Origin of the sequence: Pseudomonas sp. IPO3778, assembly GCF_013386825.1 — a bacterium.
Lineage (GTDB): Bacteria > Pseudomonadota > Gammaproteobacteria > Pseudomonadales > Pseudomonadaceae > Aquipseudomonas.
In genome coordinates, this window is the sequence record NZ_JACARC010000034.1 from 269,387 (window position 1) to 292,951 (window position 23,565).

The 23,565-nt window shown below is 60.7% G+C and carries 24 protein-coding genes and 1 other RNA gene; 10 read left to right on the forward strand and 15 right to left on the reverse strand.

The window, feature by feature from the left end; all coding sequences use genetic code 11:
• Positions 1-83 precede the first annotated feature (83 nt).
• From HX855_RS17455 to HX855_RS17475, 5 genes are read right to left on the reverse strand one after another with little or no spacing between them, the layout of a single operon-like run.
• Entirely contained in the window at positions 84-1,301 is a 1,218-nt protein-coding gene (locus HX855_RS17455) for a 2-octaprenyl-3-methyl-6-methoxy-1,4-benzoquinol hydroxylase (RefSeq protein ID WP_177087117.1), read from the reverse strand.
• A 9-nt stretch (positions 1,302-1,310) separates the two neighbouring features.
• Positions 1,311-1,796, reverse strand: a complete 486-nt coding sequence (locus HX855_RS17460; protein ID WP_177086700.1) for a DUF4442 domain-containing protein — start codon at positions 1,794-1,796, stop codon at positions 1,311-1,313.
• Positions 1,789-2,976 carry a 2-octaprenyl-6-methoxyphenyl hydroxylase gene (ubiH, locus tag HX855_RS17465; protein WP_177086698.1) on the reverse strand — a complete coding sequence of 396 codons (1,188 nt, stop codon included), beginning with the start codon at positions 2,974-2,976 and terminating at the stop codon, positions 1,789-1,791. The genes HX855_RS17460 and ubiH overlap by 8 nt, the downstream gene beginning before the upstream one ends.
• Positions 2,973-4,295 (reverse strand): Xaa-Pro aminopeptidase, encoded by a 1,323-nt coding sequence (gene pepP, locus HX855_RS17470; RefSeq protein ID WP_177086696.1) that lies wholly within the window; start codon positions 4,293-4,295, stop codon positions 2,973-2,975. Before pepP ends, ubiH begins: the two co-directional genes overlap by 4 nt.
• Before the next feature lie 20 nt (positions 4,296-4,315).
• On the reverse strand, positions 4,316-4,873 hold the full coding sequence (locus HX855_RS17475; RefSeq protein WP_078050646.1) for a YecA family protein: 558 nt from the start codon (positions 4,871-4,873) through the stop codon (positions 4,316-4,318).
• Between the two features lie 138 nt (positions 4,874-5,011).
• Here HX855_RS17475 and HX855_RS17480 point away from each other — a divergent pair, with 138 nt between their 5' ends.
• The 4 genes from HX855_RS17480 to HX855_RS17495 all read left to right on the forward strand — a co-directional run bounded on the left by HX855_RS17480 (position 5,012) and on the right by HX855_RS17495 (position 6,430).
• Complete coding sequence (locus tag HX855_RS17480) at positions 5,012-5,221, forward strand: TIGR02449 family protein (protein ID WP_003213954.1); 210 nt, start codon at positions 5,012-5,014, stop codon at positions 5,219-5,221.
• Positions 5,218-5,535: a cell division protein ZapA gene (locus HX855_RS17485; protein WP_003213956.1), complete on the forward strand. Its 318-nt coding sequence runs from the start codon at positions 5,218-5,220 to the stop codon at positions 5,533-5,535. The genes HX855_RS17480 and HX855_RS17485 overlap by 4 nt, the downstream gene beginning before the upstream one ends.
• Before the next feature lie 30 nt (positions 5,536-5,565).
• Positions 5,566-5,744: non-coding RNA, 6S RNA (ssrS, locus tag HX855_RS17490), on the forward strand.
• Positions 5,745-5,800: 56 nt separating this feature from the next.
• Entirely contained in the window at positions 5,801-6,430 is a 630-nt protein-coding gene (locus tag HX855_RS17495; protein WP_177086694.1) for a 5-formyltetrahydrofolate cyclo-ligase, read from the forward strand.
• 7 nt (positions 6,431-6,437) lie between these two features.
• On the opposite strand, the gene HX855_RS17500 is transcribed toward HX855_RS17495, so the two are convergent.
• Positions 6,438-6,587, reverse strand: a complete 150-nt coding sequence (locus tag HX855_RS17500) for a hypothetical protein (protein WP_003213959.1) — start codon at positions 6,585-6,587, stop codon at positions 6,438-6,440.
• A gap of 196 nt (positions 6,588-6,783) precedes the next feature.
• Here HX855_RS17500 and HX855_RS17505 point away from each other — a divergent pair, with 196 nt between their 5' ends.
• The gene (locus tag HX855_RS17505; RefSeq protein WP_177086692.1) at positions 6,784-7,233 is read left to right on the forward strand and encodes an EVE domain-containing protein; all 450 of its coding nucleotides are present in this window, start codon (positions 6,784-6,786) and stop codon (positions 7,231-7,233) included.
• A 40-nt stretch (positions 7,234-7,273) separates the two neighbouring features.
• Here the strand turns inward: HX855_RS17505 and HX855_RS17510 are convergent, their stop codons facing one another.
• Complete coding sequence (locus HX855_RS17510; RefSeq protein WP_177086690.1) at positions 7,274-7,681, reverse strand: flagellar basal body-associated protein FliL; 408 nt, start codon at positions 7,679-7,681, stop codon at positions 7,274-7,276.
• Positions 7,682-7,830: 149 nt separating this feature from the next.
• On the opposite strand from HX855_RS17510, the gene HX855_RS17515 reads away from it, so the two are divergent.
• The 3 genes from HX855_RS17515 to glpT all read left to right on the forward strand — a co-directional run bounded on the left by HX855_RS17515 (position 7,831) and on the right by glpT (position 11,174).
• Positions 7,831-8,808 carry an NADPH:quinone oxidoreductase family protein gene (locus tag HX855_RS17515; RefSeq protein WP_177086688.1) on the forward strand — a complete coding sequence of 326 codons (978 nt, stop codon included), beginning with the start codon at positions 7,831-7,833 and terminating at the stop codon, positions 8,806-8,808.
• Between the two features lie 75 nt (positions 8,809-8,883).
• The gene (locus HX855_RS17520; protein ID WP_177086686.1) at positions 8,884-9,495 is read left to right on the forward strand and encodes a flagellar basal body-associated protein FliL; all 612 of its coding nucleotides are present in this window, start codon (positions 8,884-8,886) and stop codon (positions 9,493-9,495) included.
• 341 nt (positions 9,496-9,836) lie between these two features.
• Positions 9,837-11,174 (forward strand): glycerol-3-phosphate transporter, encoded by a 1,338-nt coding sequence (glpT, locus tag HX855_RS17525; RefSeq protein WP_177086684.1) that lies wholly within the window; start codon positions 9,837-9,839, stop codon positions 11,172-11,174.
• Here glpT and HX855_RS17530 read toward each other — a convergent pair.
• A complete protein-coding gene (locus HX855_RS17530; RefSeq protein ID WP_177086682.1) occupies positions 11,171-11,824 on the reverse strand; it encodes a gamma-glutamylcyclotransferase in 654 nt (217 codons plus the stop codon). The genes glpT and HX855_RS17530 overlap by 4 nt on opposite strands.
• A 40-nt stretch (positions 11,825-11,864) precedes the next feature.
• Positions 11,865-14,258 (reverse strand): TonB-dependent siderophore receptor, encoded by a 2,394-nt coding sequence (locus HX855_RS17535; protein WP_177086680.1) that lies wholly within the window; start codon positions 14,256-14,258, stop codon positions 11,865-11,867.
• Between the two features lie 324 nt (positions 14,259-14,582).
• Between HX855_RS17535 and HX855_RS17540 the strand changes: the two genes are divergently transcribed.
• On the forward strand, positions 14,583-15,062 hold the full coding sequence (locus HX855_RS17540; protein WP_177087115.1) for a sn-glycerol-3-phosphate transporter: 480 nt from the start codon (positions 14,583-14,585) through the stop codon (positions 15,060-15,062).
• Between the two features lie 151 nt (positions 15,063-15,213).
• Here the strand turns inward: HX855_RS17540 and HX855_RS17545 are convergent, their stop codons facing one another.
• The 6 genes from HX855_RS17545 to HX855_RS17570 form a co-directional block, all read right to left on the reverse strand.
• Positions 15,214-16,182: a CDP-6-deoxy-delta-3,4-glucoseen reductase gene (locus tag HX855_RS17545; RefSeq protein ID WP_177086678.1), complete on the reverse strand. Its 969-nt coding sequence runs from the start codon at positions 16,180-16,182 to the stop codon at positions 15,214-15,216.
• The gene (ubiD, locus tag HX855_RS17550; protein WP_017476626.1) at positions 16,182-17,648 is read right to left on the reverse strand and encodes a 4-hydroxy-3-polyprenylbenzoate decarboxylase; all 1,467 of its coding nucleotides are present in this window, start codon (positions 17,646-17,648) and stop codon (positions 16,182-16,184) included. Before ubiD ends, HX855_RS17545 begins: the two co-directional genes overlap by 1 nt.
• An 89-nt stretch (positions 17,649-17,737) precedes the next feature.
• Positions 17,738-19,723, reverse strand: coding sequence for an acyltransferase family protein (locus HX855_RS17555; protein ID WP_177086676.1), 1,986 nt, complete (start codon positions 19,721-19,723; stop codon positions 17,738-17,740).
• A gap of 155 nt (positions 19,724-19,878) precedes the next feature.
• Entirely contained in the window at positions 19,879-21,138 is a 1,260-nt protein-coding gene (gene rho, locus HX855_RS17560) for a transcription termination factor Rho (RefSeq protein ID WP_008438874.1), read from the reverse strand.
• A 234-nt stretch (positions 21,139-21,372) separates the two neighbouring features.
• A complete protein-coding gene (trxA, locus tag HX855_RS17565) occupies positions 21,373-21,702 on the reverse strand; it encodes a thioredoxin TrxA (protein ID WP_034116347.1) in 330 nt (109 codons plus the stop codon).
• Between the two features lie 121 nt (positions 21,703-21,823).
• Positions 21,824-22,519, reverse strand: a complete 696-nt coding sequence (locus tag HX855_RS17570) for a FadR/GntR family transcriptional regulator (protein WP_177086674.1) — start codon at positions 22,517-22,519, stop codon at positions 21,824-21,826.
• A gap of 254 nt (positions 22,520-22,773) precedes the next feature.
• Between HX855_RS17570 and HX855_RS17575 the strand changes: the two genes are divergently transcribed.
• Complete coding sequence (locus HX855_RS17575) at positions 22,774-23,559, forward strand: transporter substrate-binding domain-containing protein (RefSeq protein WP_076013092.1); 786 nt, start codon at positions 22,774-22,776, stop codon at positions 23,557-23,559.
• Positions 23,560-23,565: the final 6 nt, after the last annotated feature.

Sequence of the window (23,565 nt, forward strand, 5' to 3'; positions counted from 1 at the left end):
TCATTTGCAAAAAGAGGGCAAATGATAAGGACTCACATTTGGTAGCGCTCGACGGAGCCGTTACCAGATGTTGCACAAGCCCCTCAGGCCTTGGCCAGCGCCGGCAAATCCCCGGTCAAGCCCAACGCCTGGCGCACAAACAACGCCTTGGCTTCCGGCAGTTGCTCGACCACCTTCAACCCGGCATTACGCAACCAGCGCAACGGCAGTTGATCGGCCTGGAACAACCGCTCAAAGCCTTCCATCGCGGCCATCAGCGCCAGGTTGTGGGGCATGCGCCGGCGCTCGTAACGGCTGAGCACCTTCACATCCGCCAGGCGCTCGCCGCGCTCGTTGGCGGCCAGCAGCACTTCGGCCAGCACCGCCGCGTCGAGGAAGCCCAGGTTCACGCCCTGCCCTGCCAGTGGGTGAATAACGTGCGCCGCATCGCCAATCAACGCCAGGCCCTCGGCCACGTAGCGCTTGGCATGGCGCTGACGCAATGGCACGCACAACCGTGGGTCGGCGTTTAACACCGTGCCCAGGCGGCCTTCGAAGGCGCTCTCCAGCTCACGGCAGAAGCGTTCGTCGTCCAGGGCCATCAAGCGCTCGGACTCACTCGGCGTGGTCGACCAGACGATCGAACACCACTCTTCCTGCCCGTCCCGCACCAGCGGCAAAAATGCCAATGGGCCGTTGTCGGTAAAACGCTGCCAGGCCGTCTTCTGGTGCGCCTGACTGCTGCGCACGCTGGTGACGATGGCGTTGTGCAAATAATCCCACTCGCGGGTCGCGGTGCCGGTCAGGCGGCGCACCGCCGAGTTGGCACCGTCTGCGGCGACCACCAGCGGCGCGCGCAAGGTGCGGCCGTCGGCCAGGGTCAGCAGCCAATCGTCGCCGGAGCGGCGCATTTGCTCCAGGCGCGCATTGGCCAACAGGCCGAGGTCGCAATCATGCAGTCGATCCAGCAAGGCATCCTGAACCACACGGTTTTCGACGATATGCCCCAGCACCTCGGCGTGCACACTGGCCGCCGAAAAGTGGATCTGCCCGGTGCCGCTGCCGTCCCACACCTGCATCTCGCCGTACGGGCTGGCACGTCGTTCAACGATGCCGTCCCACACGCCAAGGCGCTCGAGGATGCGCTGACTGGCAGCCGACAAGGCGCTCACCCGCGGCTCGAACGGCGCTTGCAGGTCGAACGGCTTGACGCTCAGCGGGCTGCCGTCAAGCAGCAGCACCTGCAAGCCACTGCCCTGCAACGCCAGCGCCAAGGCGCTTCCGACCATTCCGGCCCCGACAATCAGCACATCTGCGCGCATGTCCATGCTTTAAGCCTGTCTCGATTGCGGCTTGCGCCGCACGTAAAGGGTTTTGTCGACCCGCGCCACCAGGGTGCCGGAGCCGTCATGAATCTGCACCTTGAGCTGCGGCAAGTACTTCTCGCCACTGGCGGTGTGCTGGCGAATCTCGTCCAGCAACGGTTGGTCGATGGAAAATTCGGCAAACACCGGGCCTTTGCCCGGCGAGATAAAGTCGATGGTGGCAGCCTTGTCCCAGACGATGTAGTCGCGCCCCAGGTTCTCCATCAGCATCAACATGTAGAACGGGTCGACCATCGAATACAGGCTGCCGCCAAACTGCGTGCCGACGTAATTACGGTTGTACCAGCCCAGGCCCATGCGCACCTTGACCTCGCGAAAGTCGCTGCTGAGGTGCTGCACCCGAACCCCGGCGCCGAGGTACGGCGGGTACAGGGTCATGATCCAGCGTAACAGCCGAGCCTTGCCCAGGCGCTGGGTCAGCCACTTACGCATCGGGGCGAGTGCCCAGGCCCATGGCCTGGCGCGCGAACCAGCGCTTGGCCGGCGGCAACAGGTCCAGGCCCAGCAGGCCCATGTTACGCCCCAGCGCCACCAGCGGCTGGGCACTGCCAAACAGCCGGGTGACTTGATCGGAGAAGCCGACGGTGAGCTTCTGGTCCATGCGCTGACGCTCGCGGTACGCCTGCAAGGTCGCCAGGTCGCCCGGGATCGCCGGCCCGGCCAGCAACGCCTCGGCCAGGGCGCAGGCATCGCGCAGGGACAGGTTGAAGCCCTGGCCGGCAATCGGGTGCAGGCTGTGGGCGGCATTGCCGAGCACGGCCAGGTGGGAGCGCACTTGCTCTTCCGCTTCCACCAGGGTCAGCGGGTACAAGTGACGGGCACCGACCTGCTTCAGGGTGCCGAGGCGATAGCCGAACACGCCCTGCAATTCACTGAGGAAGCTGCGCTCGTCCAGCTCGGCCAGACGCTGGGCGTCCATGCCGATGCGGGTCCACACCAGCGCGCAGCGGTTGTCGGGCAACGGCAGCAAGGCCATCGGCCCTTCGTCGGTGAAACGCTCGAACGCCTCGCCGTTGTGGGCTTCGCTTGGGGTGATATTGGCGATCAGCGCACTCTGGTTGTATGGGCGTTTTTTAACGCCAATGCCCAGTTGCTCGCGCAAGCCGGAGCGGCCGCCATCGGCCAGCACCGCGAGGTCGCACTCCAGCACGGTTTCATCATTGAGGGTCAGGCGGTAGCCATCGGCAAGCGGCTCCATGCGGGTAACTTCCGCCGGGCAACGCCAACTGACCACATCGTTATCAAGGCCTTGCCACAGGCACTGGCCGAGCCAGGCGTTTTCCACCACGTAGCCGAGGGCGGGCACGCCTTCTTCCATGGCCGACAGGCGCGCGGTAGAGAAGCGGCCACGGTCCGACACATGAATCTGCTTGATCGGCTCGGCGCGACGGGAAATCTCCTGCCACACGCCCAACCGTTGATAAATCTGCCGAGCGCCGAAGGACAGCGCCGAAGAGCGCGCGTCATAACTCGGCTGGTAACTGTCGCCGGGGGCAAATGGCTCGATCAGCACGATCTTCCAGCCACGGGCCTTGGCCCCGGCCTGCAACGCCAATGCGAGGCTGGCGCCCACCAGGCCGCCGCCGATAATCGCCAGACTGACCCGGCTCATCGGGCGCTCGCCATCAGCGCTTCAATCTCGGCGACGGCCTTGGGCACGCCAGCGGTCAGAATTTCACAGCCTTGCTTGGTCACCACCACGTCGTCCTCAATGCGTACGCCAATGCCACGCCATTTCTTCGCCACGTGCTGGTTGTCGGGCGAGATGTAAATCCCCGGTTCCACGGTCAGCGCCATGCCGACTTCCAGCACGCGCCACTCGCCGCCCACCTTGTATTCGCCCACATCGTGCACGTCCATGCCCAGCCAATGGCCAGCGCGGTGCATGTAGAAGGCTTTATAGGCTTCGCTGCCGATCAACTCGTCGACGTCACCTTGCAACAGTCCCAGCTTGACCAGCCCGGCGGTGATCACGCGCACCGTCGCCTCGTGGGCCTGGTTCCAATGCTTGTTCGGGGCGATTTCGGCAAACGCGGCTTCCTGGGAAGCCAGCACGATTTCATAAATCGCCTTTTGCTCGGCGGAGAACTTGCCGCTCACCGGCCAGGTGCGGGTGATGTCGCTGGCATAGCAGTCGATCTCGCAACCGGCGTCGATCAGCACCAGGTCGCCGTCCTTGAGCACCGCGTCATTCTGCTGGTAATGCAGGATGCAGCTATTGCGCCCGGAGGCGACGATGGAGCCATAGGCCGGCATCTTCGCCCCGCCCTTGCGAAACTCGTAGTCGAGCTCCGCTTCAAGGCTGAACTCATACAACCCGGCGCGACTGGCCTGCATCGCCCGCACATGGGCTGCGCAGGAAATCCGCGCGGCCTCACGCATCACCTTCACTTCTGCCGCCGATTTATACAGGCGCATGTCGTGAAGCAGATGATCCAGGGCAACAAATTCGTTCGGTGGCTGGGCGCCGAGGTGTGCTTTAGAGCGGATCACATTGATCCACTCCATCAGGTGCCGGTCGAATTCGGCATTGCTGCCCATGGCCGAATACACCCGGTCGCGGCCTTCGATCAGGCCGGGCAGGATGTCGTCGATATCGGTAATCGGGAACGCATCGTCGGCGCCGAATTCGCGGATCGCGCCTTCGGTGCCCGCCCGCAGGCCGTCCCACAGTTCGCGCTCGGCGTTGCGTTCGCGGCAGAACAGCACGTACTCGCCGTGCTGGCGGCCGGGCATCAGCACGATCACCGCTTCCGGTTCAGGGAAGCCGCTCAGGTACTGAAAGTCGCTGTCCTGACGGTAGACGTGCTCGACGTCCCGGTTGCGGATGGCCACCGCGGCCGCCGGCAGGATGGCGATGCTGTTGGGTTCCATCTGCGCCATGAGCGCCTTGCGGCGCCGGGTGTATTCCGCTTTGGGGATATGGATCATGGGCAGATGGGCTTCCTTTCTTAGTGCAGCGACGGCTTGGGTGCTGCGGGCTCAGCCGACTTTCGGGTCTCGGTGAACAGCAGCAGCGGCGCGACGCGCAGGTATTCCATCACTTCCATGTAGTCGCTTTCGCCGTCTTCGGACTCTTCCAGGGCGTCTTGCACCTGGGAGATGGCGGCCAGGTCTTGCAGCACTTCCTGGGCATCGGTGCTCAGGTCGAGGCCGCCGGCGTTCACGCCAAAGCCGTGGAGGAAGCCTTGGCACCACTGGCCCAGTGCGGCGGCGCGCTCAGTGAGCGGCGCGTCATCGGTAGGCAGCAGCAAAACGACGGTGACGTCATCACCCGTCAGCTCGCCTTTGACCATCTCTTGCAGGCCGATGAGGGCGTTGCGCACGTTTTCGGTGGGCTCGGTTTCCAGCAGCTCGGCAACGTCGGCCAACCAGTTGTCGGCATCGAAGCCGACACCGGTGCAACTGCGGCCCAGCAGCACGCCGTGGAGCTCGGCAGGCGAGCAAGGATGACCGCTGGTGCTCAGCAGTTTGGAAAAAGCATCGTACGGGGAGTTCTGAATGGGCATGGTGAGCTAGGCGCCAGACGGCGCAATGTCTAGAATGAAGCGCTGTATCCTAGCATCGGCAGACGTACCAAGACTATCGAGGGCGTCAGATCGTTTATCCAGCAGTTGCCATTCATCAGACAAATCCAGTGGAACCCAATGGAAGACACCGACCTGCAAGCGCTGATGGCCAGACTCGAGCTGCTAATTAACCGGGTCGAGCAACTTAAGAGTCAAAACGGACTCCTATTAGCTCAGGAAAAGACCTGGCGCGAGGAACGCGCTCACCTCATTGAAAAAAACGAAATCGCCCGGCGTAAGGTCGAATCGATGATTTCGCGCCTGAAGGCCCTGGAGCAAGACTCATGAGTTCAAGCAATAGCGTCACCGTGCAGATTCTCGACAAAGAATATTCGATCATTTGCCCACAGGAAGAACGCAGCAATCTGGTGAGCGCTGCCCGCTACCTGGACGGCAAGATGCGTGAAATCCGCAGCAGCGGCAAAGTCATCGGCGCCGATCGCATTGCGGTGATGGCCGCGCTGAACATTACCCACGATTTGCTGCATAAGCAGGAACGGCCTGACGTGCAGGCCAGCGGCTCGACACGCGAGCAGGTGCGCGACCTGCTGGAGCGGGTTGATCTGGTACTTTCTACCGATCCAGAGCCACCCAAGGGCTGATTGCGGCGTCGGTTTCGGGTATACTCGCCCCACTCCCTGGCGTGCTTGCCAGTCGGCGATGTCCCTGAGCCGATTCGCACTACCCTGGAAGTTACACGTTGGGCTGGTGTGCATGTCCGCTAGACGGAAAGCCTTAAAGCCTACTGTTTCTTCCACCTTGAACTTTCGGGTTCAAGGGCTAAGTCGACAGCGGTTCTGTCGGGGAGCCTGATTCCCAAATCCAATGCCAGTCTCAGGACTGGCATTGTTTTATGAGCCGAACACCATGACCGAACCTGCGCCGCTTTCCCGCCCGCAACTTCGACGCATGCTGCGCAAAGCCCGCCGCGCCCTGACGCCCAGCGAGCAACGCCAGGCCGCCCTTGGCCTGTATCGGCAACTGGCACAGCACCCGCTGTTTCGCCGGGCCAAACACATCTCTTTATATCTACCGACGGACGGTGAAATCGATCCGCGCCTGCTGCTGCGCGCTGCACAGCGCCGGGGCAAGGCGACGTATCTGCCGGTGCTCAGCGCGTGGCCGCGAACCAAGATGGTGTTTCAGCAAGTGCGCCCGGGCGAGAAGCTGAGCCCCAACCGTTTCCGCATCCTGGAGCCACAGGTGAATGTCAGCCGCCAACGCAAGGTCTGGGCGCTGGACCTGGTGCTGCTGCCCTTGGTCGGGTTCGATGATGTGGGCGGACGGCTGGGCATGGGCGGCGGCTTTTATGACCGCAGCCTGGCCTACATGGCCCGCCGCAAATCCTGGCGCAAGCCGACGCTGTTGGGCCTGGCCCATGAATGCCAGAAGGTCGAACGATTGGCGCAGGCGAGCTGGGATGTCCCGCTTGAGGGCACAGTCACCGATAAGGATTGGTATGTAGCAGAGACGCCACTGGAATCAGCAGCGCCTTGAAGACGGGTCAGCGTTTGAACGGTTGCGGCTGTTGCTGTGCGAGTTCAATCGGTGCGTCAGTCTTGTTCGACCACAAGCTCTGCGCATAGCCGGTGGTCACAACGCCCAGGCCGAACAAAATAACCAATATCCATAGTAAATCCGGTTTGCGTTTCATCGATTGCCCCCCTTCAGGCATCTTGCACACGATGACAGCAACGTTCCATTAGTAGTCCGTGCCAGCTGCGTCAAGCTCAAAACCCCGGCATTCTGCGTTAACGTGAACCAACACGCAAACCTTGACGCCAACCGACTGTCGGTTTGTCATAAAATTGCAGGACAACTTTCCCAATCGACTTTTGAGGAGCGAAAACATGGCCTATTGGCTGATGAAATCCGAGCCCGATGAACTGTCCATCAAGGGCCTGGAAAAGCTCGGCGAAGCCCGTTGGGACGGAGTGCGCAACTATCAGGCACGCAACTTCCTGAGGGCGATGGCGGTGGGTGACACGTTCTTTTTCTACCACTCCAGTTGCCCGGAACCGGGGATTGCCGGCATCGGCAAAATCGTCGAGGCGGCCTACCCGGACCCGACCGCACTGGAGCCGGACAGCCATTACTTCGACGCCAAGGCCAGCCCTGAAAAAAACCCGTGGAGCGCAATCAATGTCGCCCACGTTGAGACCTTCCCCAAGGTGCTGGGGCTGGGCTATCTGAAACAGCAGACTGCCCTCGCCGAGTTGCCCCTGGTGCAAAAAGGCAGCCGCCTTTCAGTGATGCCGGTGACCGCCGAGCAGTGGGCTGCCGTGCTCGGCCTGCGTTAACCGGAGCGAGCCTGCTCGCGAAAGGCGCGAAGCGACCGGATTACTGGATGATCAGGTTGTTGAACAACAGATCCTCGACCATCGGCTTGCCGGTTTCGTCGTTCATCACTTGCTGGGTCTGTTTCAGGGCTTCCTGGCGCAGTTTTTCCTTGCCGTCGACGCTGCTCATGGTGTCGTTGGTTTGCTGGGTAAACAGCGCCACCAGTTGGTTACGAATCAGCGCGTCGTTGGCTTTGACGGCCGCCGCCGCCTCGGGGCCAGTCACCCGCAGGGCAATATCAGCCTTGAACACCCGCAATTTGGCAGTGCCATCCAGGCCATAGTTACCCACGAACGGCGGGCTCAGGCTGATGTAGCTGACCTTCGGCGCGTCGCCTTCTTTGGCTTCTTCAGCCAGGGCTGCCGTCGGCAGTGTCAGGGCCAGCATCAACAGGATCCACGCTTTCACAGTTCATTCCTCAATTCGGTTGCCCAGTAGCATAACGCTAGCAGCCCTGAGCACAAGCTTATGGCGACTTATCAGGCCGGGGCATGCTCGTTGACCCGCCGCCCTGCCCACCTACACTTATCGGCCAACACGCCAAAAGGAATAGTCCGATGAAAGCTGTGCTGTGCAAAGCCTTCGGCCCCGCCGAAACCCTGGTGCTGGAAGACGTCGAAAGCCCGGCGATCAAGAAGAACGAAATCCTGTTGGACGTGCATGCGGCCGGGGTCAACTTTCCGGACACCCTGATCATTGAAGGCAAATACCAGTTCAAGCCGCCCTTCCCGTTTTCGCCAGGCGGTGAGGCGGCCGGTGTGGTCAGCGAAGTCGGTGAGAAGGTCAGCCACCTGAAGGTCGGTGACCGGGTGATGGCGTTGACCGGCTGGGGCAGCTTTGCCGAACAGGTCGCCGTGCCGGGCTACAACGTGCTGCCGATCCCGCCGAGCATGGACTTCAATACCGCCGCCGCCTTCAGCATGACCTATGGCACCTCGATGCACGCGCTCAAGCAGCGGGCCAACCTGCAACCCGGGGAAACCCTGTTGGTGCTCGGCGCCTCCGGCGGCGTCGGCCTGGCGGCGGTGGAAATCGGCAAGGCCATGGGCGCCCGGGTGATCGCCGCGGCCAGCAGCGCCGACAAGCTGGCGGTGGCCAAGGCCGCCGGCGCCGATGAGTTGATCAACTACAGCGAAGCCAGCCTCAAGGATGAAATCAAACGCCTCACCGGCGGCAACGGGGTGGATGTGATCTACGACCCGGTAGGCGGCGACCTGTTTGATCAGGCCATCCGCGGCATCGCCTGGAACGGCCGGCTGCTGGTGGTGGGTTTTGCCAGCGGGCGCATTCCCGAGCTGCCGGTCAACCTGGCGCTGCTCAAGGGTGCGGCAGTGGTGGGGGTGTTCTGGGGCTCGTTCGCCCAGCGCCAGCCCCAGGACAACGCGGCCAACTTCCAGCAACTGTTCGGCTGGTTCGCCGAGGGCAAGCTGAAGCCGCTGGTGTCCCAGGTGTACCCGCTGGAGCAGGCCGCGCAGGCGATTAATGACCTCGGCCAGCGCAAGGCTGTCGGCAAGGTCGTGGTGCAGCTACGCTGACTATTGTTTCATTTTGTCCACGAGGTGCCTGGGCCCATGATCGGCCGAGGCACTCATTCATTGGCAGGAAGAATAATGGTCACACGGTTGCGCGCGCTGTTCCTGGGGGTGTTGATGGTGGTGTCGGCCCAAGCCTTTGCTCATAAAGAGGACAAGGACGTACGCGGGCTGAACAATGTGACGGTGCTGATCGTGCGCCATGCAGAAAAACCCGATGAGGGCCCGTTGCTGAGCCCCAGAGGCGAACAAAGGGCGGCAGCCTATGCCAGCTATTTCGACCCGCTGCTGTTGAACGGCATCTCTGTGGTGCCCCAGCGGCTGATCGCTACCAGCGACAGCAAGGAAAGCTCCCGCCCGCGCCTGACCCTGACACCCCTGGCCCAGCGCCTGCAGCTCCCGCTTGAAACACCCTACTCAGACGATCAAGTCGGCAAGCTGGTGAAGTCCCTGCGCAAGTCCAACCAGGCGCAAACCGTGCTGATCGCCTGGCACCACGGGCATATCGATAAGTTGATCGAAGCCTTTGGTGGCGACGGCCAGGCGCTGACCGGCATGAAAAAATGGCCGGAAAATGTGTATGACTGGCTGATCGTGTTGCGCTTCGACGAACAAGGCCAACTGGTGGAGTCCCGCAGCCAGAAGGTCCAGGAGCACCTGCTTCCAGGGGATATTGCAGCGAATGGATAGAGCGCTCACAGCTGTCGAATAACAACGGTGGCGAGGGGGCTTGTCCCCCGTTGGGCTGCGAAGCGGCCCTGAGTCAGCCCACGCCGTCTTGCTGAAAGAACTCAATACCTTTCTGGGGCCGCTTCGCAGCCCAACGGGGGACAAGCCCCCTCGCCACAGGGTGTTAGCCAGGCGATCATCCCTCTGAAAACGCCCCTCACTTGCCTCTAAGCGACATGTTCGTAAAAGAACATGCAATTGCACTCTATTCCTATGCCCGCAGATAAGAGGCGGTGCTATTTTCGGTAACGAAACTGTAACATTCGCATCCGCAGTCAAAACAAGAAATCTGGAGCTCTTGAATGTTTGCTTTCTTCCGTCCTGCCGCACATCAGGCGCCCCTGTCTGAAGAAAAAATAGACAACACCTATCGACGCCTGCGCTGGCAGATCTTCGCCGGTATTTTCTTCGGTTACGCCGGGTACTACCTGCTGCGCAAAAACTTCTCCCTGGCCATGCCGTACCTGATCGACGAGGGTTACACCCGTGGTCAGCTGGGCCTGGCGATGTCGGCGATTGCGATTGCCTACGGCCTGTCCAAGTTCCTTATGGGCCTGGTGTCCGACCGCTCCAACCCGCGCTATTTCCTGCCCTTCGGCTTGCTGGTATCCGCCGGAGTCATGTTCATTTTCGGTTTCGCACCTTGGGCTACTTCCAGCGTGACGATGATGTTCATTTTGCTGTTCATCAACGGCTGGGCCCAGGGCATGGGCTGGCCGCCAAGTGGGCGGACCATGGTGCACTGGTGGTCGCAGAAGGAACGCGGCGGTGTGGTTTCCGTATGGAACGTGGCACATAACGTCGGCGGTGGCTTGATCGGCCCGCTGTTCCTGCTGGGCATGGCCTGGTTCAACGACTGGCACGCGGCGTTCTACGTCCCGGCCACCGTGGCCCTGCTGGTGGCGGCGTTTGCCTTCATCACCATGCGCGATACCCCGCAATCGGTGGGCCTGCCGCCTATCGAGCAGTACAAGAACGATTACCCGGAAGGCTACGACGCCAGCCACGAAGACGAATTCAGCGCCAAGGAAATCTTCGTCAAATACGTGCTGCGCAACAAAATGCTCTGGTACATCGCCTTCGCCAACGTCTTCGTCTACCTGCTGCGCTACGGCGTACTGGACTGGGCACCGACGTACCTCAAGGAAGCCAAGCACTTCGACGTGGATAAAACCTCGTGGGCGTACTTCTTCTACGAGTGGGCGGGCATTCCGGGCACGCTGCTGTGCGGCTGGATGTCGGACAAGATCTTCCGTGGCAACCGTGGCCTGACCGGCATTGTGTTCATGGCATTGGTGACAGTGGCGACCCTGGTTTACTGGCTCAACCCGCCCGGCAACCCGATGGTCGACATGATCGCGCTGTTCTCCATCGGCTTCCTGATCTACGGCCCGGTGATGCTGATCGGCCTGCAGGCGCTGGAACTGGCACCGAAGAAAGCCGCCGGTACCGCAGCGGGCTTTACGGGTCTGTTCGGTTATCTGGGTGGTTCGGTGGCAGCGAGTGCGGCCATGGGCTACACCGTTGACCATTTCGGCTGGGACGGCGGGTTTGTACTGCTGATCGGCGCGTGCCTGCTGGCAATCGCGTTCCTGATCCCCACCTTGTGGCACACCAATAGCGTCAGTGCCGCACGTTAATCGTCGGAACAGCCTTTGGAACACCGCTTGAGCCGCGCCTCCAGATTCTTGTCTGGCATGGCGTGGCTACGCAGGGCGTTGACGGTCTGCTCGACATAATCGCGAGTGGTACCGTAACGCCCGCAAGCGCTTTGCAGCACGTGATTGAGCACGATGTCGGGCAAGTTTCCGGCATAACTGGGCAGGTGCCGCTCCAGGACAAATCCCAATGCCTGTACCTGACTGCCATCTTCAAGACGGCAGGTGAGCCAGTGTGGCCGGTAGGAAGGGTAAGGCATCTCGCGTTGCCACAGGGCATAAAGCGAGGCCTCCAGTTGATCTTCCGGCAAGCGATAGGCGAACCCGCTGCACGAGCCACCGCGATCCAGGCCAAACACCAACCCCGGTATTTCCGGCGTGCCCCGGTGCTCATGGGACCACAGGTACAAACCCCGGTGATAACCGTGAACCCGGGCCCGCATCCGCTGGGTCGACGAACATTCAGGCCGCCAGATCAGCGAGCCGTAAGCGAAGAGCCAGACCGGCCCACCCTTATGCCGGGCCATGGTGGCCTGCATCGAGCTCATCAACTGTTCGTGAGTGAGTTGCGGCCCCAGATCGAGCCGCGGAGGGTAAGCCAATTGCAAAAGATCGGATTCAATGGCGGTCATGGCAAATCGCTTAGGTCTCCTTTGTTGTGACGGGAAGCCGTTACCAGTTGTAAGCAACTTTACCGTAATAGAACGCGCCGCTGTAACCGTACGGCGAAAAAGTGCTATAGGCCAAATTGCCACCACTGCTGGCGTAGGCGTTGAGCTTCTCCGGGTACTTGTCGGTGACGTTGTCGCCGCCGACGGTGAAGGTCCAGTTTTTCAGCTTATAGTCGGCCGACAGGTCCAATAGCCAGGCTGCCTTGAAGCGCTGGTCGTTGGTGGGGTCTGCCTGATAGCTGGTAAATGAACCATAGCGCACCAAATTACTGTGCAGCGCCCAATTGCCGAAACTCAGGTCGTTGCCCAGGCTCAGCTTGTGCTGGGGCGTGGTGTCGCCCAACAGGCCGATGCGCTCGCGGCGGTCCACCCGCACCAAGCTCGCCCCCAGGCTATCCAATACCGCCGGGTTGGCTTTTACGTCGGTGACCTTGGTGTGGTTGTAGTTGTAGCCCACGGTGCTGTTCCAGCGCACACCGTTATCCAGCTGATAGCGATAGTTGGCCACCAGATCGACGCCATCGGTGGTGGTGTCGGTGGCGTTGGTGAAGTAGCGCACAGTGGTGTAATTGATGTTGCCGACACCGTTGGCCTGGAGATACGCGAGCGCGGCCGGGTTCTTGCTCAGGTCCAGGTTGGAGGACAGGCTGATGCGGTCGCTGATGTCGATGCGGTAGACGTCGGCCGTCACGGTCAGGCTGTCGGTCGGCTCCAGCACCAGGCCGAGGCTGTAGTTGCGGGACTTCTCGGCTTTCAGGTCTTCAGCGCCGAGCAGGCGTGCCACCTGGCTGTTGGCCGGGAAGGTGCCGGCCTCCTGAATGGTGTTGCCGATCAGTTGCGACGAGGTGTAGGCGAAGTTTTGCTGTGCCAGGGACGGCGCACGGAAACCGTTGGAAACGCTGCCGCGCAAGGCCACTTGCGGGGTGAAGTCGTAACGGGCCGAGAGCGAGCCGCTGACGTTGGAGCCAAAATCACTGTAGTCCTCGTGACGCACGGCAGCCGAGGCGCTGAGTTTTTCGGTGAAGTTGGTTTCCAGGTCCAGGTACTGGGCCCAGTTATGCCGTGTGCTGGTGCCGGCGTCGGAATCCCGGAAGCCGCCCAGGCCCGAACTGCCGGTCTGGTAGTAGGACGCCGGATCGCCCGCCTTGATCTGGTAACCCTGGTCCAGGTATTCGCCACCCAACGCGACCGACACCGGGTACGGCAACCAGCCCAGGCTGAATTCCCGCGACAGGTCCAGGCTGAGCTGCTTCTGGTCATTGACCAGGGTGCCGTTGTCGAACTTGCGCGGCGTGGCCAGGCCCAAGGAGGTGTTGATGGTTTCAGTGCCGATCTGATACTGGTTCTTGCCGTAGTTGACCGACACATCGTAGTGCCAGTCATAGGCCAACAACCCGCGCAGGCCCACCGCCAGGGACGTGTCTTCCACGTCACCGCGAATCAGCGGCAGGTAACCGTTGGGGTTGAGCGCAGGAATGTTGTTGCTCGCGTTGCTGGCCCGGTAGAACGCTGCGGTCTCGCCACGGGTCTTGCTGTAGCCGCCAAACGCGTAGAACTCAGCCGCTTCGCTGAAGGAATAGGCCGAGTTGAGAAACAGCTTGCCCTGATCGGTGGCCGGTTCGCCCTGGCGGAATACGCGCTGGCCATAGGTCGTCGAACCGACGCTGCCCGGACGGAAATCCTTGCCGGCGCGGTTGGTGTAATCGTTGTCGGCACCTTCGGCCGAGAGGTTGATAAAACCGTTGTCCCCCAGCGCCACACCGGTGTTGCCGCTGAGATTGCGCTGGATACCGTCGCCCTTTTTGTATTCACCGAACTTGCTGGTGATCGAGCCGCCGTGGTCGTCATGCTTGAGGATCACGTTGATCACCCCGGCAATCGCATCGGAGCCATAGCGGGCGGAGGCGCCGTCACGCAGCACTTCGATATGGTCCACCGCCGACAGCGGGATCGCATTCAGATCCGCCGGGGCCGAGCCGCGCCCAACTGCGCCACCAAGGTTGACGAAAGCGCTGGTATGGCGACGCTTGCCGTTGACCAGCACCAATACCTGGTCCGGTGACAAACCGCGCAATTGCGCCGGGCGCACCAGTTCGGCGCCATCCACCAGGCTTGGGCGTGGGAAGTTGATGGAAGGAATCAAACGGGCCAACACCGCGCCCAGCTCGTCAGAACCGGTGCTGCGCAGGGTGTCGCCGGAAATCACATCGATGGGTGACAGCGAAGCACTGGCGGTGCGCTCTTGGGCGCGGGTGCCGGTGACGATGACTGTATCGAGTTTGGGTACATCGGCAGTGGCCGTTTCGGCGGCTGTCACTGGATTGAACCCCACAGCGGTCAGCAAATTAGCCGACAAAATCGCCGTGTACAGCAGGTGCTGCTTGTTACTCCCCATACCGCTCCCCTTGGAATCAAAAGCCAGAGCTTCAATGCTCTGAGCTCATACGATCGATCCGTGTGGCGGACGGTGGCGGTCATTTATTGGTTATTGGCAGATAGTCGGTAGTCCGTTGTCATATAGCTTAATGATATTTATGTAACAAATTAAATACCTTTAAGGAATAAGCGAATGCATAAGCGCCGCCCGTCCGCTCATCAGGATTGAGCCGCACAAGGCCGCTACCTTCAGCGCCCGTTCAGCCTTTATGGGGTTTGAGCCTTCAAAATGGCCATCTGTCACGACCCACTTAGCCGCCCAATCACCGACTATCGAGGTCGCATCATGAAATATCGACTTTCCAGCCTGCTGCTCCTGGCCCAGGCCACCACCGCCCTGGCGGTTGAAGCACCAAGCCAGGACGAAAAGGGCTTCTGGTACGCCCAGACAAGCGTCTACACCCGGCACTTTGCACCGGACAAGGACCACAACAACAATCAGGACCTGATCGGCCTGGAGCGCAATGAAGCGTCAGGCCTGGTGTATGGCGGGGCAACGTTTCGCAACTCGTTCAGCCAGCGCTCGTACTACGTCTACGCCGGCAAGCGCTACGACATGACCGATTACCCGGTGTACCTGAAGCTGACGGGGGGCGTGATCCAGGGCTACCGCGGCAAGTACCGCGACAAGATTCCACTGAATGGGCTGGGGGTAGCGCCCGTGATCATCCCGTCGGTGGGTACTCACTACGGGCCGGTCGCCGCAGAACTGGTGTTGCTGGGGTTTAATGCGGCGATGGTGACGACAGGCGTTCGGTTCTGATTGAACCGCTGAAGGGCTTCTGTGGCGAGGGAGCTTGCTCCCGCTGGGTCGCGAAGCGGCCCCTAAAGTTCATGCGGTCTTTCAGATAGCACCCAGCGACTGTTTTGGGGCTGCTACGCAGCCCAGCGGGAGCAAGCTCCCTCGCCACATGTTACGGACGGGGCGCGTAGGCAAATACATCGGCGCGCATCTGGTGTGCATCCATGCCGGCCTCGACCAGCGCATCCAACGTGCCATAGATCATTGCCGGTGATCCGCTGGCGTAGACGTGCACGGCCTTGAGGTCGCTGATGTCTTCGCACACCGCTTCATGCAACAACCCGCAGCGCCCTTCCCAACCACATAGATCGCTGACCACTTTGTGCAGGAACAGGTTAGGCAGTTGCAGCCACTGGTCCCAGTGCTCGATCTCGTAGAAATCTTCGGGCCGACGCACACCCCAATACAGGTGCACCGGGTGCTTGAAGCCGTTGGCACGGCAATGTTCGATCAGGCTGTGCATCTGCGCCATGCCGGTACCGGCGGCAATCAGCACCAGCGGCCCGTCGGGCAATTCTGCCAGGTGGGTATCGCCGAATGGCATCTCGATGCGCGCCATCTGGTTGCGCTGCAGCTGTTCCAACAGGCTGCGAGCGCTGTCCTCCCGGGCCAGTACGTGCAGCTCCAGCTCGCGCCCGGCGTGGGGTGCCGAGGCCAGGGAGAATGCCGACTTCTCGCCGCTTTCCCGCTCGATCATCAGGTATTGACCGGCGTGGTAACGCACCGCCTTGCCGGCCGGAGCCCGCAGGCGCACTCGCCACACGTCACCGCCCACCTCGACGCACTCACTCAGTTGGCAAGACAATTTGCGCACCGGCAACTCTCCCGGCGCCAGCACGCCATCCCACAACACAATGCAATCTTCCAGCGGCTCGGCAATGCAGGTATAGAACTCGCCATGGTCACGCACCTCACCGGCTTGCTGCACCCGGCCTTCCACCAGCAGCGCCGCGCACACGTGGCACACGCCATTGCGGCAAGCCTGAGGACAATCGTAGCCCAGGCGGCGTGCGCCCTCGAGAATCCGCTCACCGGGCGTCAATTCAAGTACCGCACCGGAAGGCTGCAGGGTTACACGCATCAATCTATTCCTAATTCTTTCCAGAGCGCATCGACACGAGCAGTGACCGCTTCGTCCTTGACGATTACGCGGCCCCATTCACGGGTGGTTTCACCCGGCCATTTATGGGTGGCATCCAGGCCCATTTTCGAGCCAAGGCCCGATACCGGCGAGGCAAAGTCGAGGTAGTCGATCGGCGTGTTATCGATCATCACCGTGTCGCGCTTGGGGTCCATGCGCGTGGTGATAGCCCAGATCACGTCGTTCCAGTCCCGAGCGTTGATGTCGTCGTCGGTGACAATAACGAACTTGGTGTACATGAACTGTCGCAAAAACGACCACACACCCAGCATTACCCGCTTGGCGTGCCCCGGGTACGACTTCTTCATCGTCACGATGGCCATGCGGTATGAGCAGCCTTCGGGCGGCAGGTAGAAGTCGGTGATTTCCGGAAACTGCTTTTGCAGGATCGGCACAAACACTTCGTTCAAGGCCACGCCGAGGATGGCCGGCTCATCCGGCGGACGGCCGGTGTAGGTGCTGTGATAGATCGGCTTGATGCGGTGGGTGATGCGCTCGACGGTGAACACCGGGAAGCTGTCTACTTCGTTGTAGTAGCCAGTATGGTCGCCGTACGGGCCTTCATCGGCCATCTCGCCCGGGTGAATCACCCCTTCAAGGATGATTTCAGCGGTGGCCGGCACTTGCAGGTCGTTGCCACGGCATTTCACCAACTCGGTGCGGTTACCACGCAGCAGGCCCGCGAAGGCGTACTCGGACAGGCTGTCAGGCACCGGCGTGACGGCACCGAGGATGGTCGCCGGGTCTGCTCCCAGGGCCACGGACACCGGGAAGGGTTTACCGGGATGCTTTTCGCACCACTCACGGAAATCCAGCGCGCCGCCACGGTGGCTCAGCCAGCGCATGATGACCTTGTTGCGGCCGATCACTTGCTGACGGTAGATGCCGAGGTTCTGGCGGTCCTTGTTCGGGCCCTTGGTGACGGTCAGGCCCCAGGTGATCAGCGGGCCGACGTCGCCGGGCCAGCAGGTTTGCACGGGCAGCATGCCGAGGTCGACGTCGTCGCCTTCGATGACCACTTCCTGGCACACCGCGTCCTTGACCACCTTGGGGGCCATGGCAATGATCTTGCGGAAGATCGGCAGCTTGGACCAGGCATCCTTCAGGCCCTTGGGTGGCTCGGGCTCCTTGAGGAAGGCCAGCAGCTTGCCGATCTCGCGCAGTTCGCTGACGGACTCGGCGCCCATGCCAAAGGCCACGCGATCGGGGGTGCCGAACAGGTTGCCGAGTACCGGGATATCAAAACCCACCGGATTTTCAAACAGCAGCGCCGGGCCCTTGTTGCGCAAGGTACGGTCGCAAATCTCAGTCATTTCCAGCACCGGGGAAATCGGCACCTGGATACGTTTCAACTCTCCGCGCTGCTCAAGTTGCTGCACGAAATCCCGAAGATCCTTGAATTTCATTAACCATGCCACCCGTAAAATAGGCGTACATCCTACCTGCTCTTACGGTCGCTGGCAGCTTATTGAGCAGCATTGCCGACGACACCGACTCAACGAGCCGATGCCTGGGTTTGATCGCGCAAGGTCTGGAACAACGGCTCAAGGAACGCCTCGACGTACCGCGAACCCACCGCAGAGAGGTGATTGTCGTCGGTGTACAGCGAATGGCCCTTCAGCTCCACGCGGCACCAATCATTCACACTGCAGAGCTTCGGCGCCGGATCGAGCACCTTTACCTCGGGATCAGCAGCAGCAATTTGCGCGAATACGTGGTTGATGTAGGCCTGCCGCTTGAGGTGATCCGCCAGGGGCATTCCCTCTTTATCGGTGGGCCGGCCAAGCATCGCCAGGCGGCTGAGGCGGTAAGGGGCACTGAACTCCTGCAGGGGGACTTCCTTGACCAGCCACACTCGATGACCACTGGCGCGCAATTGCTGCACAAGGGCGCGCAAGCTTTCGGCGAAGCGGCGCTCGGCGAAGGCCCGGTCATAGGCTCCGGTTGCAGGGTCCAGCAGCGACACCTCCGTGTCACCATCACGCTGCCCATAGACGTAAAGGCTCCAGCGCGCCACCAACACCACGTCGCTAAAGGTTTCCTGGCCCAACATCCGGGTGACCCGCTGGTTGAAGCTCAAACAACCCGGAGTGCTTTCTTTGCGGTCAAACGGCAGGCAACCGGCATACCCGGCCTGAGTGACACTGACCCCATATTTGCTCGCACCGTCTTGCAATGCCGGAACCAGGGACGTGGCATGGCTATCGCCCCAAACCAATGCGCGTGTCGGCCCGGACTGAGGTCCGAAATGACAAAATCCATGGCGACGATTTTTCTTCCCGTCCGCCAGGCAGGCCATCAGGTCCGGACTCCAGGTACGCGCCTGGGCAAATTGCAAGGCTTCGGGTGACAGGCGCCAAGGCAAGCCTTGCGTCCAGACCAGGCTTTTGCCGAGCAGTCCAAACCCAAGCAGCGCAATACCTGCCACCACCAGGATTTGCCGGCGCCCTGCCAACAATCGACGCTCGCGAAACGGCGCCTCGACAAACCGCCAGGACCCATAACCGAGCAACAGGCTCAATACAAACAGCGCACCGAGCTCCCAAGGGGCCAAGCCTTCGACACTGGCGTACTTGCCGAACACGTACACCGGCCAATGCCACAGGTACCAGGAGTAGGAGATCAGGCCAATGCCCACCAGCACACGGCTGCCCAACAGCTTGCCCGCCAGGGTGGCTTGCTGACCATTGCCCCAAATCAGGCACACCACGCCCACCACCGGCAACAAAGCCGCGACGCCGGGAAACGGAGTGCTTGGATCAAAGCTGAAAACGGCCAGCAGGATCAGGCCCAGACCGGCAAGGCTGACAACCTGAGCCAAGGCCGGGCTGGCGCGGTAGTCGCGCATCGGGATTACCGCCAGCATTGCACCTGCCAGCAACTCCCAGGCACGCATCGGTAACAGGAAGAAGGCTTTTTCCGGATGGTGGGCCACCGCCCACACACTCATTGCGAAAGACACCAGCAACAACACGAACAACGCCGTGCGCCAGTGTTTGAGCCGGCTCGACAGCAGCGTCAGCAGCAGCGGGAAAACGATGTAGAACTGTTCTTCAACCGACAACGACCAGGTATGCAGCAATGGCTTGAGGTCGGAGGCCACATCAAAATAGCCGTCCTGGCGCATGAAAAACAGGTTGGAGATAAACACCACCTGGTTATGTACCGAGCGCCCCAACTCGCTGTAGTCCTTGGGCGCCAGCAGGAACCATCCCACCACTAGCGTGCCGAGCATCATCACGAAGAGTGCTGGAAGGATGCGCCGCGCTCGCCGGGCCCAGAAGCCGATGAAACTGAAGCGCTCGGCCTGACGCTCACGCCAGATGATCGAGGTGATCAAGTAGCCGGAGATCACGAAAAAAACGTCGACACCGACAAAGCCGCCAGTAAAGCCCGGTACACCAAAATGAAACAGCACAACCGCGATTACAGCTATGGCGCGCAGGCCATCAATGTCCCTGCGATAAGCGAGAATGGTCATAAATCTTGTAGTTAGCCTGATCAGATTGACGCAAGCGTAGTCGCACTTGCCTTTTTGTCTCTAAACAGACACACGCTTTAGCCAAACCTCCCTTTTTTGACACAAAAAAAATGACGCCCCGTGGGGCGCCATTCTTTTGGACCTGAAGCGTCGTGTTACTTACGCTTCATCGACAGGAAGAACTCGTCGTTGGTCTTGGTGGTTTTCAGCTTGTCGATCAGGAACTCGATGGCGGCCACTTCGTCCATCGGGTGCAGCAGCTTGCGCAGGATCCACATGCGCTGCAGTTCGTCGTCGGCGGTCAGCAACTCTTCGCGGCGTGTGCCGGAACGGTTGATGTTGATGGCCGGGAACACACGCTTTTCAGCGATGCGACGGTCCAACGGCAGTTCCATGTTACCGGTACCCTTGAACTCTTCGTAGATCACTTCATCCATCTTCGAGCCGGTTTCAACCAGCGCGGTGGCGATGATGGTCAGCGAACCGCCTTCTTCGATGTTCCGCGCAGCGCCGAAGAAACGTTTCGGTTTCTCCAGGGCGTGGGCATCGACACCACCGGTGAGCACTTTGCCGGAGCTCGGGATCACGGTGTTGTAGGCACGGGCCAGACGGGTGATGGAGTCGAGCAGGATCACCACGTCTTTCTTGTGTTCGACCAGGCGCTTGGCCTTCTCGATCACCATTTCCGCAACCTGCACGTGGCGGGTTGGCGGCTCATCGAACGTCGAGGCAACCACTTCGCCGCGCACGGTGCGCTGCATTTCGGTAACTTCTTCCGGACGCTCATCGATCAGCAATACGATCAGGTGAACTTCAGGATTGTTACGGGCGATGTTCGCTGCGATGTTCTGCAGCATGATGGTCTTGCCGGCTTTCGGCGGCGCAACGATCAGGCCGCGCTGGCCTTTGCCGATCGGGGCGCACAGGTCGATAACGCGACCGGTCAAGTCCTCGGTGGAACCGTTACCGGCTTCCATCTTCATGCGCACGGTCGGGAACAGCGGGGTCAGGTTCTCGAAGAGAATCTTGTTTTTCGCGTTCTCGGGACGATCGTAGTTGATCGTGTCGACCTTGAGCAGGGCGAAATAACGCTCGCCTTCCTTTGGAGGGCGGATCTTGCCAACGATGGTGTCACCGGTGCGCAAGTTGAAGCGACGGATCTGGCTCGGCGAGACGTAGATATCGTCTGGGCCGGCAAGATAGGAGGCGTCTGCAGAGCGGAGGAAGCCGAAGCCGTCCTGGAGAATCTCCAGCACGCCATCACCGGAGATTTCCTCGCCGCTTTTCGCGTGCTTTTTCAGCAGGGAGAAAATCACGTCCTGCTTGCGCGAACGGGCCATATTTTCTATGCCCATCTGTTCGGCCAATTCGAGCAGTTCGGTAATCGGCTTTTGCTTGAGTTCAGTCAGATTCATATAGGAATGACGTAATCATTTATGGAGGGGGGGAAATTAAGCTTTTGGCTTAATGAGGCCGCGCCGCAGAGAAGGCGACAGGATCGCGTACTAATCGAAAAGGAGAGCGTCGGCGACGGCTTGCAGGGGGCAGTGGAGAAACCAGTGCGGGGCCGAATGTACCACCTGAGTTTCAGAGCGTCTAGCCCTGTTTCACGAAAAAGCCCCGCTATTTGCGGGGCTTTTTGAGGACGCTTAGATATTGGCGTCCAGGAAAGCTTGGAGCTGGGACTTCGACAGCGCGCCGACCTTGGTGGCCTCGACGTTGCCGTTCTTGAACAGCATCAGGGTCGGGATGCCACGCACGCCGTGCTTGGCCGGGGTTTCCTGATTGTCGTCGATGTTCAGCTTGGCAATGGTCAACTTGCCTTCATAAGTAGAAGCAATGTCGTCCAGGACCGGAGCGATCATTTTGCAAGGACCGCACCACTCAGCCCAGTAGTCAACCAGCACCGGGCCCTGGGCCTTCAGTACTTCGGCCTCAAAGGTCGCGTCGGTGACGTGCTTGATAAGATCGTTGCTCATGGATGTCTCCGGGTTGTAAGCAAAAAAAACGTTGCCCATCATAGCCGCCCTTCCCGCGTTCAGGAAGCCGCAGCTGATTGACTCTTGCTATGGTGGTGCATGAGTTTGGGTATAGCCCGACTCAAGGGGTCACGGGAGTGATGAACGCAATGCCCGTACGCAGCGCCGCGTTACGTACGTGTTCCTGCATGCTTTTCTGCGCCGCCCCGCTCGCGCGCCGGGCCAGGGCACGGAGGATCTTGCGGTGTTCCTGCCAGGTCTCCATGGCCCGTTCCGGCCGGATGAACGGTAGTTTCTGACTCTCCAGAAACACCTCGGCACTGGCACTGAGGATGCTCACCATCGCCTGATTGCCGCTGGCCAGCAGGATGCGCTGGTGGAATTCGAAGTCCAGCCGGGCTGCCGCTTCAAAGTCGCCGGCCTTTAACTCCTTGCGCATCGCCTCGACATTGTCTTCCAGGATGTCCAGTTCATCGGTGGTCAACGTCACTGCCGCCAGCCCCGCCGCAAAACCTTCCAGGGCGTAGCGCAGTTGAAAGATATCCAGCGGCGTTGCCTGCGCGGTAAACGGCCAGGCCAACCCCGGGAGCTCCTCGGCCGCCTGCACGAATACGCCTTTGCCCGGCTGCACACTCACCACACCCAATGCACTGAGGGATGACAAGGCTTCACGCAATGAGGCCCGGCTCACGCCCAATTGCAGCGCCAGATCACGCTGGGAGGGCAATGCATCGCCCGGCCCGAAGCCCTCGTCAGCGATCAATTTACGGATGGCCTGTAGCGCCACTTCCGGTACGGCTTGGGCGATGGAATTCATAAAAACTCAAGTTTCCAGTCAACTGAGCGCCTAGTTGTAAAGCTATTCTCGGCGCCCGGCAAGCCACGCCCCAAAGGGGCTCGCGGGGTTTTGTCGACGCTCGAAAAGGGTGCAGAAAGCGCAGCAACTGTTCAGACCAGTAAGACCGCTGAAACTCAACGACTACCGGCCTCTGCGCGCATTAAGGCAGTGCTGGCATGGGCTGTGCACTGGCAAAACCCAGAAAATCCTTTCGTCCTTTTCGGAGAGTTGCCATGACCAAGCGTTGCAGCGCCCTGCTCACTGCCCTGTTTGCCAGCCTGATGCTGAGCCAGGCGCCCGCCCAGGCCAACGGTCTGGACGATATCGTCGCCCGTGGCACCCTGAAGGTGGCCGTGCCCCAGGATTTCCCGCCGTTCGGTTCGGTGGGCCCGGACATGAAGCCCCGCGGCCTGGACATCGACACCGCAAAATTGCTGGCCGACCAGCTCAAGGTCAAACTTGAACTGACCCCGGTCAACAGCACCAACCGCATCCCGTTCCTCACCACGGGCAAGGTCGACCTGGTGATTTCCAGCCTGGGCAAGAACGCCGAGCGAGAGAAGGTCATCGATTTCTCCAAGGCCTACGCGCCGTTTTACCTCGCCGTGTTCGGGCCGCCGGATGCGCCGATCAGCACCGTTGACGACCTCAAGGGTAAAACCATCAGCGTGACCCGTGGCGCCATTGAAGACATTGAGCTGACTGCCGTTGCGCCTAAAGAAGCCACGATCAAGCGCTTCGAAGACAACAACTCGACCATCGCCGCCTACCTGGCCGGCCAAGTGGACCTGATCGCCAGCGGCAACGTGGTGATGGTGGCTATCAGCGAGCGCAACCCCAAGCGTGTGCCCGCACTGAAAGTGAAGCTCAAGGACTCGCCGGTGTACGTGGGCGTGAACAAGAACGAGCCGGCGCTGCTGGACAAGGTCAACCAGATCCTGGTGGCGGCCAAGGCTGATGGCAGCCTCGAAAAGAATGCAATGCAGTGGCTTAAAGAACCGCTGCCGGCTGATCTCTGATCGCAG

Bases quoted from the DNA above. Each gene is read 5' to 3' on its own strand.
- trxA (WP_034116347.1), bottom strand. From the start codon at position 21,702: ATGAGCAACGATCTTATCAAGCACGTCACCGACGCGACCTTTGAGGCC.
- HX855_RS17570 (WP_177086674.1), bottom strand. From the start codon at position 22,519: ATGAATTCCATCGCCCAAGCCGTACCGGAAGTGGCGCTACAGGCCATC.
- HX855_RS17505 (WP_177086692.1), top strand. From the start codon at position 6,784: ATGGCCTATTGGCTGATGAAATCCGAGCCCGATGAACTGTCCATCAAG.
- HX855_RS17515 (WP_177086688.1), top strand. From the start codon at position 7,831: ATGAAAGCTGTGCTGTGCAAAGCCTTCGGCCCCGCCGAAACCCTGGTG.
- ubiD (WP_017476626.1), bottom strand. From the start codon at position 17,648: ATGAAATTCAAGGATCTTCGGGATTTCGTGCAGCAACTTGAGCAGCGC.
- HX855_RS17480 (WP_003213954.1), top strand. From the start codon at position 5,012: ATGGAAGACACCGACCTGCAAGCGCTGATGGCCAGACTCGAGCTGCTA.
- HX855_RS17500 (WP_003213959.1), bottom strand. From the start codon at position 6,587: ATGAAACGCAAACCGGATTTACTATGGATATTGGTTATTTTGTTCGGC.
- HX855_RS17460 (WP_177086700.1), bottom strand. From the start codon at position 1,796: ATGCGTAAGTGGCTGACCCAGCGCCTGGGCAAGGCTCGGCTGTTACGC.
- rho (WP_008438874.1), bottom strand. From the start codon at position 21,138: ATGAATCTGACTGAACTCAAGCAAAAGCCGATTACCGAACTGCTCGAA.
- HX855_RS17495 (WP_177086694.1), top strand. From the start codon at position 5,801: ATGACCGAACCTGCGCCGCTTTCCCGCCCGCAACTTCGACGCATGCTG.
- HX855_RS17535 (WP_177086680.1), bottom strand. From the start codon at position 14,258: ATGGGGAGTAACAAGCAGCACCTGCTGTACACGGCGATTTTGTCGGCT.
- glpT (WP_177086684.1), top strand. From the start codon at position 9,837: ATGTTTGCTTTCTTCCGTCCTGCCGCACATCAGGCGCCCCTGTCTGAA.
- HX855_RS17575 (WP_076013092.1), top strand. From the start codon at position 22,774: ATGACCAAGCGTTGCAGCGCCCTGCTCACTGCCCTGTTTGCCAGCCTG.
- HX855_RS17530 (WP_177086682.1), bottom strand. From the start codon at position 11,824: ATGACCGCCATTGAATCCGATCTTTTGCAATTGGCTTACCCTCCGCGG.
- HX855_RS17545 (WP_177086678.1), bottom strand. From the start codon at position 16,182: ATGCGTGTAACCCTGCAGCCTTCCGGTGCGGTACTTGAATTGACGCCC.
- HX855_RS17520 (WP_177086686.1), top strand. From the start codon at position 8,884: ATGGTCACACGGTTGCGCGCGCTGTTCCTGGGGGTGTTGATGGTGGTG.
- HX855_RS17455 (WP_177087117.1), bottom strand. From the start codon at position 1,301: ATGCGCGCAGATGTGCTGATTGTCGGGGCCGGAATGGTCGGAAGCGCC.
- HX855_RS17485 (WP_003213956.1), top strand. From the start codon at position 5,218: ATGAGTTCAAGCAATAGCGTCACCGTGCAGATTCTCGACAAAGAATAT.
- pepP (WP_177086696.1), bottom strand. From the start codon at position 4,295: ATGATCCATATCCCCAAAGCGGAATACACCCGGCGCCGCAAGGCGCTC.
- ubiH (WP_177086698.1), bottom strand. From the start codon at position 2,976: ATGAGCCGGGTCAGTCTGGCGATTATCGGCGGCGGCCTGGTGGGCGCC.
- HX855_RS17475 (WP_078050646.1), bottom strand. From the start codon at position 4,873: ATGCCCATTCAGAACTCCCCGTACGATGCTTTTTCCAAACTGCTGAGC.
- HX855_RS17555 (WP_177086676.1), bottom strand. From the start codon at position 19,723: ATGACCATTCTCGCTTATCGCAGGGACATTGATGGCCTGCGCGCCATA.